The sequence below is a fragment of the Pseudonocardia sp. DxW genome, from assembly GCF_058448985.1.
Window position 1 is genome coordinate 129,540 of record NZ_JBZFLK010000012.1, and the last position, 14,051, is coordinate 143,590.

The window sequence follows — 14,051 nt, forward strand, 5'->3', positions numbered from 1 at the left end:
ACACGATCCTGCCGCCGAGGAAGGATCGTGCACGTGCGTGGGCACGCGCGGGCGGAGCAGCGCGTGCGGGTCATCGCGTGGTGGTGGCCGGGACGTACACCGGCGGTCCGTCACACTTCGTGGTCAGGCGGTTACAGCCGTCACACGGTGTGACGTGGAACACGGTACCTGCGAGTCAACCAGCCGGTCCGGCCCCCTGTCAACGTCTCCGCGCACGCGGTCCGCGAGCGGATCACTGGACCGATTCTGCGCTCACCGTACCGCGCGCGGCCCGGACGAGATCCGGGTGGTGACGGATCGCGACCTCGGGATGTGAACGCAACCATCCCTTGAGCGCGTTGTCCCCGAACCGGGGCAGCAGCGCGTTCTGCGCGGTCTCGTGCACACCCGGTGCCTGCTCCGCCAGTCCGGGCGGCAGCGGCACCGGATCGAGCCGGGCGTCCAGCCGGGGCGACCAGAAGAACCCGACCGACTGCCGGGTGGCACCGGGCCCGCAGGCCAGCACCCGGTGCGGGGTGGCGACCAGGTAGCCGTCGGTCGCGACCTCCAGCATCTCGCCGACGTTGACGACCAGCGAGTCCCCGTGCGGCGGCACGTCCACCCAGCCCGATCCCGGCGGGCGCGCCTGCAGCCCGGCGACCGGGCCGGCCGGATCCTGCAGCAGCAGGGTGAGGAAACCCCAGTCGGCGTGCGGGCCGACGCCCTGCGCGTCCGGCGCGAGCGGCTCGCCCGCCGACGGTCCGACATAGCGGATGACCTTGCCGAACCAGTGCGGCTCGCCGGTGAACAGCGGATCGAAGTGGTCCTCGGGCAGGCCGAGCCCGGCGGCGAGGGCGCGGGTCAGCTCGGCGGCGACCCGCGCCATCAGATCGGCCCAGGCGTGCGCCCGGACCCGCAGCTGCGGGACGGTGTCGTCCGGCCAGCGGTTCGGGCCCTCCAGCAGCCGGTACGGCTCGTCCCACTCGGCGCGGGGCCGGGCCGGCAGCTCCGGGCCGAAGTCGATCTGCTCGCGGGCGTCCGGCCGGCCCGCGGTGATCTCGTGGCCCAGCCGGGTGTAGCCGCGGAAGTGCGGTGACTCCCGGTTGTCCAGCGCGAGGCGCTGCCCGGCGGGCAGGTCGAAGAACGCGGCCGCCGCCGCCATCAGCTCCGCGACCTGACCGGGTGCGGCGCCGAACCCGTGCAGCCGCAGGAACCCGATCCGGTGCAGTGCGTCCCGCAGGGTGGTGATGAAAGCGGGATCGAAGCTCCCGTCGGCCCGGCGGGCGCGGTCCAGCCGCAGCGCGGGGACGGGGTCGTTCGCGGTGTCCGGGCCGGTCATGGCCCCATCCTCCCCGCCCGGCGCATCCGGGACGACCCTCATATCGATCCGGGGACCCCGGATCGGGTGTGCAGGGGCGTTTCCTGCATGCCGGGACCACGCAGGAGGTTTACTCTCGGCAACGTTTCGATCGGCGTTCCACTGGTCACTCCATGACAGCTTCGACCAGTGACCATCCTGGTCTGCCACAGGTGCAGATCAAATAGGGAGGACGAAAATGGGCATCATCGGATGGATCGTGCTGGGGCTGCTCGCGGGAGCGATCGCCAAGGCGATCATGCCAGGCAAGGACCCGGGCGGAATCTTCGTGACCCTGGGCATCGGTGTGGCGGGTGCGCTCGTCGGCGGATTCCTGGGCAGCGCGATCTTCGGTATCGGCCTGGACACCTTCTGGAGCTTCCAGACCTGGATCGTCGCGATCCTCGGCTCTTTGCTCCTGCTGGGGATCTACCGCGTCGTAATCGGACGTCGCGTCAAGGCCTGACTCGGCGGGCATCTCCGAGCCCACCTCGGCGCCGTCCGGCTCTGCCGGGCGGCGCCGACGTGTGTCCGGGGCCGGACGCCTCGGCCTGTGTCCGCCGGGTGTCGCTGTGTAGGTCTTCCGAACCCTGACGTTAGCCGCTCGCGCATCGACCCCTACGACCCGCCCGACCCGGCGGACTTCCCGCCGGGCCGGGTCGGCTGGCGACCCGACCCGAGGCGGGCCGCCCTGCTGGTGCACGACGTGCAGCGCTGCTTCCTGCGCCCGTTCGCGCCCGGCGACCGGCCGCTGCCCGGCCTGCTCAGCGGGCTGGCCGGGCTGCTGCGCGACTGCCGCGCCGCGGGCGTGCCGGTCATCTACACCGCGCAGCCGGGCCGGCAGACCGCGCAGGAACGCGGGCTGCTCACCGACATGTGGGGGGCCGGCATCGGCGGGGTGGTCGACACCGCACCCGAGCTGGAGCCGATCGCCGACGAGGTGGCGCCGGAACCGGGCGACCTGCAGCTGGTCAAGTGGCGCTACAGCGCGTTCCTGCGCACCCCGCTGCGGGAGGAGCTCACCCGGCTCGGGCGGGACCAGCTGCTGATCACCGGCGTGTACGCCTCGATCGGCTGCCTGGCCACCGCGATCGAGGCGTTCATGCTCGACGTCCAGCCGTTCCTGGTCGGCGACGGGGTCGCCGACTTCTCCCGGGCCGACCGCGACACCGCGATCGACTGGGTGGCCCGCCGGTGCGGCGTGGTGACCTCGCTGGCGAAGCTGTCGGCGCGCTCACCCCGGTGCCCGCGGAGGGCCGGTGACCGCCCCACCCGGGCCGGGCTGGCTGCACACCGAGCTCACCGCGGTCGTCCCCGGCGGGCTCGACGGCGTCGGTCCGGACGAGGACCTGCTGGACCTGGGCATCGACTCGGTCCGGCTGATGCTGCTCGTCGAGCGCTGGCAGAGCGCGGGGTTCGACGTCGATCTGCTGGGCCTGGCCGAACGGCCCACCCTGGCCGGCTGGCTGGAGCTGCTCCGCGCCGGGGCGCCGGCCGCGGTGCCCACCGCGGCCGCGGCGCCCGGCGGCCCGTCGGCGACGACCGTCCTGCGGGTCGAGCAGCTCACCCCGCGGACGGTCCGGATCACCCTGGACGACCGCGCGGGGCGGTTCGCCGGGGCCCGGCCCGGCGCGTACCTGATGCTGCGGGCCGGGCCGATGCCCGCGGCCCGCCCGGTCACCGTGCACCCGCACGCGGCCAGCGGTGAGATCGACGTCGACGTCGTCGCGCACGACGGGGGACCGCTCGGCCGGTGGGCCGCCGGGGCCCGCCGCGGCGCCGCGGTCGTCGTCGACGGGCCGCACGATGTGCCGGACCTGCCCGCCGGCCCGGTGGACTGGACGTTGCTGGTCGCCGACCATCCGGCCCAGCCCGCGCTCGCCGCCCGGGTGGCCGCGCTGCGCGCGGGCGACCGCGCGATCGCCGTCGCGGTCGTGCCGGACGCGGCGGAGGAGCAGCTGATGCCGACCGCGGCGGATCTCGGCACGGTGTTCGTGCACGCGGCCGCCGATCCGGGCCCCGTCCTGGCGGCGGTGCGGGCGGCCGTGCCGGGCCGGGCGGGGGCGGGCCTGGCTGGCCGGGGGAGCGGCACCGGATGGACGCCCTGGGTGCCGTCCTGGCCGGGCTGCCGGCGCTGGCCGGGCGGTGCGTGGTGGAGCGCTACGGCGGTGCCCCGGTCTGAGGCGGCGGTGCGGCGTGGCCGCGGTCCGTCACCCGGGTACGACGAGGGCCCGGCCCGACCGGCCGCGAGGTCGGTCGGGGAGACTGGGGCCAGTACCCGCCCACTCGATCTGGAGTCTTTGATGCCGCAGGGGACCGTCCGCTGGTTCGACGCCGAACGGGGTTTCGGCTTCCTCGCGCCCGAGGACGACTCGCCGGATGTGTTCGTGCACGCCTCCGAGATCGTCGGGGACGGCGCGAACGTGCTGCGCGAGGGCCAGGCCGTCGAGTTCGAGGTCGGTGAGAACGACCGCGGGCCGCAGGCGCTGCGTGTTCGCGTCACCGCCGACGCGGCCGCCGGTGGCGTCGTGGGGCTGCTCGGCACCGTCAGCTGGTACGAGCCGGGCAAGGGCTACGGCTTCGCGGCGCCCGACGGCGGCGGCGCCGACATGTTCGTGCACAGCTCCGCCATCGTGACCGGCGGTGTGCTCGTCGAGGGGCAGCGGGTGGCCTTCCTGGTCGTCGACGGCGAGCGCGGCCCGCAGGCCGGGCACGTGATCCCGCTGGGGCCGGGGGCCGGCATCCCCTCGGCAGGCGGCGCAGGCGGCGCAGACGGCGCCGACAGCGCCGACAGCGCCGACAGCGCCGACGGGACGGTGGCCTGGTACGACGAGGACAAGGGCTTCGGCTTCATCCACCCCGACTCCGGCGACGAGGACGTCTTCGTCCACGCCCGGGCCCTGGCCGAGGGGCTGACGTGGCTCGCGGAGGGCGACCGCGTCGCCTACGACGTGGCCGTGTCGGAGAAGGGCCCGCAGGCCCGCGACGTCCACCTGGTCCGGGGCGCCGAGCCCGCGTCGCCGCCGCGGCGACCGGCACCGGCCGCGGCGCCGGCGTCGCGGGACGTGCCGGCCCGGGGCGGCGAGGGCGTCGTGGCGCGCTACGACGGCGACCGCGGCTTCGGTTTCATCACCCCGGACGCGGGCGGCGACGATCTGTTCGTCCACGTGTCCGTGGTCGCGGGATCGGAGACGCTGGAGAAGGGCGACCGGGTCCGGTACGCGGTGCGGCAGAGCGACCGGGGTCCGCAGGCCGACCGCGTCGAACGTCTCTGACGAGAGCGGGGCCCGGCCGACGGCCGGACCGCTCCCCGTTCGTGGCGCACGAACACGAATAACGGCGGTCGACACCGATCCGGCGCCGGGAAGGCGCCGTGCCGGGTCGACCGCCGTTCTCCTGCCGACCGCGAGATCGGCGGAACGCCTGGATCAGACGTCGTAGTAGAGCGCGAACTCGTACGGGTGCGGGCGGAGCCGCAGCGGGTCGATCTCGTTCTCCCGCTTGTAGGCGATCCAGGTCTCGATCAGGTCGGGGGTGAACACGCCACCCTCGAGCAGGTAGTCGTGGTCCTCCTCCAGCTTGTCGATGACCGCGGAGAGCGAGGACGGGACCTGCGCGATGTCCTTGGCCTCCTCGGGCGGCAGCTCGTAGAGGTCCTTGTCGATCGGCGCGGCCGGCTCGATCTTGTTCTTGATGCCGTCCAGGCCGGCCATCAGCATGGCCGAGAACGCCAGGTACGGGTTGCCCGACGAGTCGGGGCAGCGGAACTCGATGCGCTTGGCCTTCGGGCTGTCACCGGAGAGCGGGATCCGGATGCAGGCCGAGCGGTTCCGGGCCGAGTAGACCAGGTTGACCGGCGCCTCGAAGCCCGGGACCAGGCGGTGGTAGGAGTTCACCGTCGGGTTGGTGAACGCCAGCAGCGACGGCGCGTGGTGCAGCAGGCCGCCGATGTAGTACCGCGCGGTGTCGGACAGGCCGCCGTAGCCGGACTCGTCGTGGAAGAGCGGCTGGCCGTCCTTCCAGAGCGACTGGTGCACGTGCATGCCCGAGCCGTTGTCGCCGAACAGCGGCTTCGGCATGAAGGTGGCGGTCTTGCCGTTCTGCCACGCCACGTTCTTCACGAGGTACTTGAAGAGCATGATGTCGTCGGCCGCGTGGAGCAGGGTGTTGAACTTGTAGTTGATCTCCGCCTGCCCGGCGGTGCCGACCTCGTGGTGCTCGCGCTCCACCTCGAAGCCCGAGTCCTGCATGGTGCTGACGATGTCGGCACGCAGGTCGGCGTAGTGGTCGACCGGCGGGACGGGGAAGTAGCCGCCCTTGTAGTTGACCTTGTAGCCGAGGTTGCCGCCGACCTCCTCGCGGCCGGTGTTCCACCAGCCCTCGGAGGAGTCGATGTGGTGGTACGCCTGGTGCGGGTCGGTGCCGAACCGGATGGAGTCGAAGACGTAGAATTCCGCCTCCGGCGCCATGAACGCGGTGTCGGCGATGCCGGAGGCCGCCAGGTACTCCTCCGCCTTGCGCGCGATGTTCCGCGGGTCACGGGAGTAGGGCTCACCGGTGACCGGGTCGTGCACGAAGAAGTTGACGTTCAGCGTCTTGTGCTTGCGGAACGGGTCGACGCGGGCGGTCGCCGGGTCCGGGAACAGCGCCATGTCGGACTCGTTGATCGCCTGGAAGCCGCGGACGGAGGAACCGTCGAACGCGGCGCCGTTCTCCAGGAGGTCGCCGGCCGTCTTGGCGGGGACGGTGAGGTGCTGCATGACGCCGGGCAGGTCGCAGAACCTGATGTCGACGTACTCGACCTTCTCGTCCGAGATGTACTTGAGTACCTCTTCGGCGTTGCTGAACACTCTCTCGGGCTCCTTCGATCGCTGGTGGAGATCGTGGGCGACGGTAGGAGTGCCGTGTTGCCCACCCATCACTCACCTGTTTCGCCGACGTTAACTGACCGGACCGGGATAACGATCACATTCGTCCCACATGTCCGGTCATGGCCGACGGCGGCGGTCCCGCTGCGACGCCTAGGCTAGAAGGCATGGCCCGCTGGATCGAGTCCTGGCTTCCCGGTTCCTCCGACGGCCCCGGTGTACAGCCGGGCGGGTACCCCGGACAGCGCTTCGGCCTGCCCGAGACCGGGCACTACTCGGTGGCGGGGCTCGGCAGGCGGATCGGCGGGGTGTGCATCGACTGGGCGCTGGCGTACCTGCTGGTGCTGTTCGTCGCCGGCACCGACGCGATCGGCACCCCGGGCTTCAGCTGGGGCGTGCTCGGCGCCTGGTTCGTGATCACCGCGCTGATGGTGTCGGTGTTCGGCATGAGCCCGGGACACATCGCGCTCGGCATGCGGGTCGCCCGCACCGACATGGCGAACTACGTGGGCATCCCGCGGGCGTTGCTGCGCACCGCCCTGATCGCGCTGATGCTCCCGCCGTTCATCCGCGACCAGGACGGCCGCGGATGGCACGACCGCGCCAGCACGACGATCGTGGTGCGGGTGCTGCGCGGCTGATCCCGCCGGGGCTCAGCGGCGGCGGACGGTGCGCTGGATGCTGCGCATCTTCGCGCCCTGCGGCAGCGGGCCCTTCGGCATGGCCGCGGTCCGGGTGCCGAGCGCGTTGAGCTTGTTCTCCAGCGAGTCCATCTCCGCGGCGGAGATGTTGCGCGGCAGCTTCATGAGGTGCCGCTGCAGCTTCTTGAGCGGAACCTGGCCCTCATCGTTGCCGACCAGGACGTCGTAGATCGGGATGCTGCCGGCGACCCGCGCGGTGCGCTTCTTCTCCTGCGCGATGAGGCTCTTCACCCGGTGCGGCGCGCCCTCGGCGACGAAGATGATCCCGGGCCGCCCGACGACCCGGTGCACCGCGTCGAGGTGCGTGGTGCCCGCGATGCCCTGCGTGATCCGCCACTGCCCGCGCATGTTGTCCAGCGCCCAGCCCGCGGCGCCCGGCTGCCCGTCGGCCTTGGTGTAGATCGAGCGCTGCACCCGCCTGCCGAACACGCTGAACGCCCCGAGGGCGCCGATCATCACGCCGAACGGGACGAAGAACCAGGTCATCCCGAAGAACCAGCCGATGAGGGTGAGCAGCGCGATCGCACCGACGAAGACGCCGATCATGATCGGGAGGAGCTTCTTGTCCTCCTTGCGCTGCATCTGGAACGCCTGCCAGATCTGCTGGCGGCGCTGCTTCGACGCGGCCTTCTTCGCGGCCTTGCGCGCCTTCTTCTCTTCGGGCGTGGGCTTGCGGGGCTTGCCGGGCATGTGCCCAGACTACGTCCCCGCCGCGATCAACGGTGCGCCGAGGTGGTCAGCTGCGGGCGAGCAGCGAGCTCGCCTCCTGGGCGGCCGGACCGGAGTCGGCGAGGTGCGCGAGGTCCGGGTGCAGCTCCTCGCCGCGGTGCGCGACCGTCTGCGCGTAGAGCCGCCCGGCCCGGTAGGACGAGCGCACCAGCGGGCCGGCCATGACCCCGGCGAAGCCGATCTCCTCGGCCGCCTTCGAGTGCTCGACGAACTCCTCCGGCTTCACCCAGCGCTCCACCGGGTGGTGCCGCTTGGTCGGCCGCAGGTACTGGGTGATCGTGATGATCTCGCAGCCGGCCGCGTGCAGGTCGCGCAGCGCGGCGGTCACCTCGTCCGGCGTCTCGCCCATGCCCAGGATCAGGTTGGACTTGGTGACCAGGCCCTTCTCCCGGGCCTTGGTGATCACCTCGAGGGAGCGCTCGTAGCGGAACGCCGGGCGGATCCGCTTGAAGATCCGCGGGACCGTCTCCAGGTTGTGCGCCAGCACCTCGGGGCGCGCGTCGAACACCGGGCCGAGCTGCTCGTCGCGCGAGTTGAAGTCCGGGATCAGCAGCTCGACGCCGGTGCCCGGGTTCATCTCGTGGATCAGCCGGACGGTCTCGGCGTAGAGCCAGGAGCCGCCGTCGTCGAGGTCGTCGCGGGCGACGCCGGTGACGGTGGAGTAGCGCAGCCCCATCTGCTGCACCGACTCGGCGACCCGGCGCGGCTCGTCACGGTCGAGATCGGCGGGCCGGCCGGTGTCGATCTGGCAGAAGTCGCAGCGCCGGGTGCACTGCTCGCCGCCGATCAGGAACGTGGCCTCCCGGTCCTCCCAGCACTCGTAGATGTTGGGGCAGCCGGCCTCCTCGCACACCGTGTGCAGGCCGCCCGACCAAACCAGGCCCTTCAGCTCGGTGTACTGCGGGCCGGTCCTCGCGCGGGTACGGATCCAGGAGGGCTTCCGCTCAATCGGGGTCTCCGAGTTGCGGACCTCGAGGCGGAGCAGCTTGCGGCCTTCGGGTGCGACGGTCACGCCCACACCGTACGCCCGGGGTCCGGTGTGATGCCGGTCGCGGCCGCGGTGACGTCCCACAGCCGGCCGGCGAGCACCGGGTCCTGTGCCGCAGCGGAACGGCGGGCCGGACCGGGTGGCCCGTGCAGCTCGCCGGGGCCGGACGGGCCGAGGTGGTCGCCGCCGTGCACCGGCCCGGCCGCGGCGGCCAGCTGCGGCCCGATGCCGTCGGAGACCGGCTGGGTGATCATGCGGTCCAGGATCCCGAACGCGCGGTCCCAGCGGGTGCTGCGGCCGGCCCGCCGGAACGAGTTCTGCATCAGCGACGACTCGGTCATCCCCGGGTGCGCGGACACCGACAGCACCGGATCGCCGGCCAGCCGCAGCCTGCGGTCCAGCTCCGCGGCGAACAGCAGGTTCGCCAGCTTCGACGCCCCGTAGGCGGCGTTCGGGGAGTACCGGCGGGCGCGCCAGTGCAGGTCGTCGACGTCGAGCCGGCCGGTCCGGTGCCCGAGGCTCGACGTCAGCACCACCCGGGACGGCTGCTCCGGGTCGCCCGCCGCGCGCAACGCCGGCATGAGCAGCCAGGTCAGTGCGGCCGGGCCGAGGTGGTTCGTGCCGATCTGCAGCTCGAAGCCGTCCGCGGTCTCGGCGCGCGGCCCCATCGCGACGCCCGCGTTGTTGACCAGCACGTCCAGCCGGTCGCCGGTGCGCTCGCGGATCTCGACCGCGGCGGAGCGGACCGAGGCCAGGTCGGCGAGGTCCAGCAGGACGAGCTCGCCGCCGGCCCGCTCCGCCGCGAGCTGGCCGCGGGTGGTGTCCCTGGCCGCCATCAGGACCCGGGCCCCGGCCCCGGCCAGCGCGGCGGACAGCGCCGGGCCGAGCCCCGACGTCGTGCCGGTGACGAGGACCGTGCGGCCGGTGAGATCGGGGAGCGGGTACACGGCGGCGACGGTAGCGGGCGCGGGCCGGCCCGGCCGCGGCTACCGTGCGGCACCGTGGACTTCCGGATCTTCACCGAACCCCAGCAGGGCGCGACCTACTCCGATCTGCTGCGGGTCGCCCGCACGACCCAGGACGCCGGCTACGACGCCTTCTTCCGCTCCGACCACTTCCTGGCGATGGGTGACGGCGGTGCCGGGGCCGGACTGCCCGGCCCGACCGACGCCTGGGTGACCCTGGCCGCGCTCGGCCGCGAGACCACCCGGATCCGGCTCGGCACGCTGGTCACCAGCGCGACCTTCCGGCTGCCCGGTCCGCTCGCGGTCGCCGTGGCGCAGGCCGACGAGATGTCCGGCGGCCGGATCGAGGTCGGCCTCGGCGCCGGCTGGTTCGAGGCCGAGCACGCCGCGCTCGGCATCCCGTTCCCGCCGGTCGGGCAGCGGTTCGAGCTGCTCACCGAGCAGCTGGAGATCCTCACCGGGCTGTGGGCGACGCCACCCGGCGACCGGTTCGACCACCGCGGCACGCACTACACGATCACCGGTTCGCCGGCGCTGCCGCGGCCGGTGCAGGACGCCCCGCCGGTCGTCGTCGGCGGGATCGGGCGGCGCCGGACGCCCGCGCTGGCCGCCCGCTTCGCCGCCGAGTTCAACGTGCCGTTCCAGGACGCCGGCGTGGTCGCCACCCAGTTCGGGCGGGTGCACGACGCCTGCCGCGCGATCGGCCGCGATCCCGCGGACCTCACCTACTCGGTCGCGCAGATGCTGTGCCTCGGCCGCGACGACGCCGAGCTGGCCCGGCGCGCCGCCGCGGTCGGCCGGGACGTCGACGAGGTCCGCGCGAACTGCCTCGCCGGCACCCCCGGCGAGATCGTCGACCAGCTCGGCCGCTGGTCCGAGCGGACCGGCGCGACCCGGTTCTACCTGCAGATCCTCGATCTGTCCGATCTGGAGCACCTGGAGCAGTTCGCCGCGTCGGTGATGGGCCAGCTCGGCTGACCGCGGTGCGGCTCAGGATCCGAGCTGCCCGCCGAGGTCCGCCGCCGCGGTCAGCAGCACCAGCACCGGCACCACGGCGCGCGGTGCGATCCGGTAGCTGCCGCGGCCGTCCTGCTCGACGACGCCGGCGTGGGTGAGGGCCCTGAGATGGTGGTAGAGCTGGCCGGTCGAGGCCAGCTCGGCGACCTCGGTCAGTCCGGCCGTGCCGCGCGGGCCGTGCAGCAGGCCGCGGACGATCCGGACCCGGACCGGATGCCCGAGCGCGGCCAGCACCGCGGTGCGCGGCTCGTCGTCCAGGGCGAGCGCGGCGCCGGCGTCGTACTCGATGCTCCAGCGGACCTCGCCGTGCAGCGCGACCTCGCCGGAGTAGCGCACCGTCCCGGTCCCCGTGGGGGCGGGCGCGACGGCGGGCTCGGCGACGGCCGGGCCCGCGCCGAGCCGCTGTTCGAGCTGCTCGACGCGGCGTTCCAGATCGGCCAGGCGGTCTGCGGTCACCCGATCATTCTACGGAACTACGGAGAAGCGGTCGATCAGCCGAGCCCGCTCATCAGGTCCACCATCCGGGCGACCGGGTGCTCGGCGACCGGGAGCCGGCCGTCGATCGCGTCCAGCACGGCGGTGGTCACGGCCCCGGTGACGTCGTCGACGGTGATCTCCCGGCCGAGCTCGGTGCTCAGCGTGGTGACGCCGGCGTCGGCGATCCCGCAGGGCACGATCCGGCCGAAGTCGCCCAGGTCGGCGTCGCAGTTGATGGCGAACCCGTGCTGGGTCACCCCGCCGGAGATGCGCACCCCGATCGCGGCGACCTTGCGCTCCGGGCGCATCCCGGCGGCGGGCAGCCACACCCCGGACCGGCCCTCGACCCGCCCGGCCGCCGGCAGCCCGAGATCGTGGCAGACCCGGATCAGCGCCTCCTCCAGCCGCCGGACGTAGTCGACGACGTCCATCGGCTCCTTCAGCGCCATGATCGGGTAGCCGACCAGCTGCCCCGGCCCGTGCCAGGTGATCCGGCCGCCGCGGTCGACGTCGATCACCGGGGTGCCGTCCTGCGGCCGGTCCTCCGGCCGGGTCCGGCGCCCGGCCGTGTACACCGCCGGGTGCTCGAGCAGCATCAGCACGTCCGGGCCGGTGCCCTCCTTGCGCGCCGTGGCGTGCGCCCGCTGGGTGTCCCAGGCGGCCTGGTACTCGACGCGGCCCAGCCGGTCCACCCGGACGGGGTCGGTTCCGGCACGGCAGCTCTGATGCGGATCGGGCATGCCGCCGAGATTACCCCCGCACCCGGGCCGCCCCGAGCCGCGCCAGCACCGCCTGCGCCGCCCGGCGCCCGCTCACCAGCGCGCCCTGGGTGGACGGGGTGTCCCGGTGGTCGCCCGCGACGAACAGGTTCCGGCCCAGGTCGACGTCGCGGCGCACCGGCCGGCCGGGCTCCAGCAGCGGCAGCGCCCAGTCGACCTGCGCGGTGTGCAGGTGCGCCCAGTCGTCGGTCGGCACGGCCCAGATGCGGGACAGCTCACGTCGCACGGCGGGCTCGTCGAGCCCGGTGCCGGCCGGGGTGCCGACGATCGACGACGCCACCAGCGGCCGCCCGTCGGCCGAGTAGCCGGGTGCGGCGGCCGTCAGGACGACGCTGTTGATGACCGGTCCGCCGGTGCCGTCCAGGTGCAGCAGCGGTGCCGCCGACGGCGCCCGCGGGGGCACGTGGAAGAACGTGGTCAGCGCGTTCATCCGGGGTTCGGCGACGCCGGGCAGCAGCGCCGCCGCGGTCCTCGGGTCGGCGGCGACCAGCACCGCCCGGGCGCGCAGCGTCCCCGCGTCGGTGTCCGCCGACGGTGCGTCCCCGCCGTGCACGGCGTGCACCCGGGTGTGCAGCGTGACCGCGCCGGGCGGCAGCGCGGCGGCCAGCCGCCGGGGCAGCGCCTCGATCCCGTCGTCGGGCACCACGACCGTGCCGAGCGCGAAGCTGCGCCACACCAGCCGGACGAACGCCGCGGACGTCTCCAGCGCCGGATCGGCCAGCACCCCGGACAGGAACGGGCGCAGGAACCGGTCGGTGACCGCACCGCCGATCCCGGCGGCGGCCAGGTCGTCGGCGGCCGACCGGTCGATCATCGTGGCGGTGCGCGCCGGGGGAGAGGCCAGCACCCGCGCCGTCCAGGCCACCAGCTTCGCCTTGTCCAGCGGGCCGAACAGGTCGTCGGCGGCGGTCGCGGGGGCGGACGCCGGGCGGCGCAGCGGATTGACGAACCGGTGCAGCTCGCCGTCGCCGGCCCGGACGGCGGCGCCGGGCTCCAAGGCGCGGGCGGCGAGCGAGTCCAGGCCGTGCGGGGCCAGCGCGGCGCGCAGCGCCGGGTACGACGAGTTGAGCACCTGGAACCCGCGGTCGCAGCGGAACCCGTCGACGACGTCGGTCGCCATCCGGCCGCCGACCCGGTCGGACGCCTCCAGTAGCTGCACCGACAGACCGTGCCGGTGCAGGACGGCGGCCGCCCGCAGCCCGGCGAGGCCGGCGCCGACGACCAGGACGTCCGGCGTGCTCACGTACCGACCGCGGCGGACAGCGCGTCGCCGACCGTGTGGTGCCGGAACCGGAACCCGGCGTCGAGCAGCGCCTTCGGCACCGCTCGCTGCCCGCTGAGCAGGGTCTCCCGGCCGAGCTCGCCCAGCACGGTGGAGACCACCGGGGCGGGCACCGAGAACGGGGTGGGCCGCCCGACGGCCTCGCCCAGCTCCCGGGTGAACTCGGCGTTGGTGACCGGCACCGGGCCGGTGATGTTGGCCGGCCCGGACAGCGATCCGGTCTCCACGGCGAAGCGCAGCGCGGACACCTGGTCGTCCAGCGACACCCACGGCATGTACTGGGTGCCCTTGCCGATCCGGCCGCCCAGGAAGCCCCGGAACAGCGGGCGCAGCATCGCCAGCAGCCCGCCGGACGGCGACAGCACCAGCCCGGTCCGGATCAGCACGACCCGCGCGCCGGCGTCGGCGGCGCGCGCGGCGGCCGCCTCCCAGTCCCGGCAGACGTCGGCCAGGAAACCGCTGCCCGACGGCGCCGACTCGTCGGTGACGTGATCGCCGGTGTCGCCGTAGTAGCCGACCGCGGAGCCGCTGACGAACGCCGGGACGCCGTGCCGGGCGACCGCGGTGGCGAGCACGTCGGTGGGCACGTTGCGGGAGTCGCGGATCAGCTGCTTGCGCGCCCCGCTCCACGGCCGGTCGGCCAGCCCGGCCCCGTTGAGGTTGACGACGGCGTCGACGCCGTCCAGCGTGCCGTCCTCGATCGTGCCGGCCGGTGGGTCCCAGCCCCGTTCGTCCGGCGCGGCGGGGGAGCGCCGCACCAGGCGCAGCACCTCGTGGCCCGCCCCCCGCAGGTGGGCGACCAGGGCGGTTCCGATCAGACCGGACGAACCGGCTACGACGACTCGCACGGCGGCGATCCTTCCCGGTTCCGGGCCCGGGCGCGACCCGGCGGGTGGCGACGGTGATCAC

Annotated in this window: 13 protein-coding genes and 2 pseudogenes; 6 read left to right on the plus strand and 9 right to left on the minus strand. The window is 73.9% G+C overall.

Annotation, left to right across the window (positions count from 1 at the left end):
* Positions 1-232 precede the first annotated feature (232 nt).
* Positions 233-1,318: an isopenicillin N synthase family dioxygenase gene (locus ACVJO7_RS19875; protein WP_491674119.1), complete on the minus strand. Its 1,086-nt coding sequence runs from the start codon at positions 1,316-1,318 to the stop codon at positions 233-235.
* Between the two features lie 217 nt (positions 1,319-1,535).
* Between ACVJO7_RS19875 and ACVJO7_RS19880 the strand changes: the two genes are divergently transcribed.
* From ACVJO7_RS19880 to ACVJO7_RS19895, 4 genes and pseudogenes are all read left to right on the plus strand, one after another.
* Positions 1,536-1,802, plus strand: coding sequence for a GlsB/YeaQ/YmgE family stress response membrane protein (locus tag ACVJO7_RS19880; protein WP_491674120.1), 267 nt, complete (start codon positions 1,536-1,538; stop codon positions 1,800-1,802).
* Positions 1,803-2,042: 240 nt separating this feature from the next.
* A pseudogene (locus ACVJO7_RS19885) lies at positions 2,043-2,495 on the plus strand (isochorismatase family protein); the annotation flags it as partial.
* Between the two features lie 100 nt (positions 2,496-2,595).
* Positions 2,596-3,360, plus strand: a pseudogene (locus ACVJO7_RS19890) (siderophore-interacting protein); the annotation flags it as partial.
* Positions 3,361-3,639: 279 nt separating this feature from the next.
* Positions 3,640-4,611: a cold-shock protein gene (locus ACVJO7_RS19895; protein ID WP_491674189.1), complete on the plus strand. Its 972-nt coding sequence runs from the start codon at positions 3,640-3,642 to the stop codon at positions 4,609-4,611.
* Between the two features lie 153 nt (positions 4,612-4,764).
* On the opposite strand, the gene glnA is transcribed toward ACVJO7_RS19895, so the two are convergent.
* Positions 4,765-6,186 carry a type I glutamate--ammonia ligase gene (gene glnA / locus ACVJO7_RS19900; protein ID WP_344028746.1) on the minus strand — a complete coding sequence of 474 codons (1,422 nt, stop codon included), beginning with the start codon at positions 6,184-6,186 and terminating at the stop codon, positions 4,765-4,767.
* A gap of 185 nt (positions 6,187-6,371) precedes the next feature.
* Between glnA and ACVJO7_RS19905 the strand changes: the two genes are divergently transcribed.
* Entirely contained in the window at positions 6,372-6,845 is a 474-nt protein-coding gene (locus tag ACVJO7_RS19905) for an RDD family protein (protein ID WP_491674121.1), read from the plus strand.
* Positions 6,846-6,857: 12 nt separating this feature from the next.
* On the opposite strand, the gene ACVJO7_RS19910 is transcribed toward ACVJO7_RS19905, so the two are convergent.
* Genes ACVJO7_RS19910 through ACVJO7_RS19920 form a run of 3 tightly spaced genes read right to left on the minus strand, consistent with a single transcriptional unit; the run spans position 6,858 to position 9,569 of the window.
* On the minus strand, positions 6,858-7,595 hold the full coding sequence (locus ACVJO7_RS19910) for a DUF4191 domain-containing protein (RefSeq protein WP_344028752.1): 738 nt from the start codon (positions 7,593-7,595) through the stop codon (positions 6,858-6,860).
* 46 nt (positions 7,596-7,641) lie between these two features.
* Positions 7,642-8,646, minus strand: coding sequence for a lipoyl synthase (gene lipA / locus ACVJO7_RS19915; RefSeq protein ID WP_491674122.1), 1,005 nt, complete (start codon positions 8,644-8,646; stop codon positions 7,642-7,644).
* Complete coding sequence (locus tag ACVJO7_RS19920; protein WP_491674123.1) at positions 8,643-9,569, minus strand: SDR family NAD(P)-dependent oxidoreductase; 927 nt, start codon at positions 9,567-9,569, stop codon at positions 8,643-8,645. The genes lipA and ACVJO7_RS19920 overlap by 4 nt, the downstream gene beginning before the upstream one ends.
* Positions 9,570-9,623: 54 nt before the next feature.
* Between ACVJO7_RS19920 and ACVJO7_RS19925 the strand changes: the two genes are divergently transcribed.
* On the plus strand, positions 9,624-10,565 hold the full coding sequence (locus ACVJO7_RS19925) for an LLM class F420-dependent oxidoreductase (protein WP_491674124.1): 942 nt from the start codon (positions 9,624-9,626) through the stop codon (positions 10,563-10,565).
* A gap of 12 nt (positions 10,566-10,577) precedes the next feature.
* On the opposite strand, the gene ACVJO7_RS19930 is transcribed toward ACVJO7_RS19925, so the two are convergent.
* The 4 genes from ACVJO7_RS19930 to ACVJO7_RS19945 are packed head-to-tail and all read right to left on the minus strand — an operon-like array spanning position 10,578 to position 13,990.
* Positions 10,578-11,060, minus strand: coding sequence for an ArsR/SmtB family transcription factor (locus tag ACVJO7_RS19930; protein WP_491674125.1), 483 nt, complete (start codon positions 11,058-11,060; stop codon positions 10,578-10,580).
* A gap of 35 nt (positions 11,061-11,095) precedes the next feature.
* Positions 11,096-11,821, minus strand: a complete 726-nt coding sequence (lipB, locus tag ACVJO7_RS19935; RefSeq protein ID WP_491674126.1) for a lipoyl(octanoyl) transferase LipB — start codon at positions 11,819-11,821, stop codon at positions 11,096-11,098.
* A 10-nt stretch (positions 11,822-11,831) separates the two neighbouring features.
* Complete coding sequence (locus ACVJO7_RS19940; protein WP_491674127.1) at positions 11,832-13,103, minus strand: NAD(P)/FAD-dependent oxidoreductase; 1,272 nt, start codon at positions 13,101-13,103, stop codon at positions 11,832-11,834.
* Positions 13,100-13,990, minus strand: coding sequence for a TIGR01777 family oxidoreductase (locus ACVJO7_RS19945; protein ID WP_491674128.1), 891 nt, complete (start codon positions 13,988-13,990; stop codon positions 13,100-13,102). The genes ACVJO7_RS19940 and ACVJO7_RS19945 overlap by 4 nt, the downstream gene beginning before the upstream one ends.
* Between the last annotated feature and the right edge of the window lie 61 nt (positions 13,991-14,051).

Excerpts from the sequence above, each read along its gene's own strand:
- ACVJO7_RS19875 (WP_491674119.1), bottom strand. The coding sequence starts at position 1,318 with ATGACCGGCCCGGACACCGCGAACGACCCCGTCCCCGCGCTGCGGCTG.
- ACVJO7_RS19880 (WP_491674120.1), top strand. The coding sequence starts at position 1,536 with ATGGGCATCATCGGATGGATCGTGCTGGGGCTGCTCGCGGGAGCGATC.
- ACVJO7_RS19895 (WP_491674189.1), top strand. The coding sequence starts at position 3,640 with ATGCCGCAGGGGACCGTCCGCTGGTTCGACGCCGAACGGGGTTTCGGC.
- lipB (WP_491674126.1), bottom strand. The coding sequence starts at position 11,821 with ATGCCCGATCCGCATCAGAGCTGCCGTGCCGGAACCGACCCCGTCCGG.
- ACVJO7_RS19910 (WP_344028752.1), bottom strand. The coding sequence starts at position 7,595 with ATGCCCGGCAAGCCCCGCAAGCCCACGCCCGAAGAGAAGAAGGCGCGC.
- ACVJO7_RS19905 (WP_491674121.1), top strand. The coding sequence starts at position 6,372 with ATGGCCCGCTGGATCGAGTCCTGGCTTCCCGGTTCCTCCGACGGCCCC.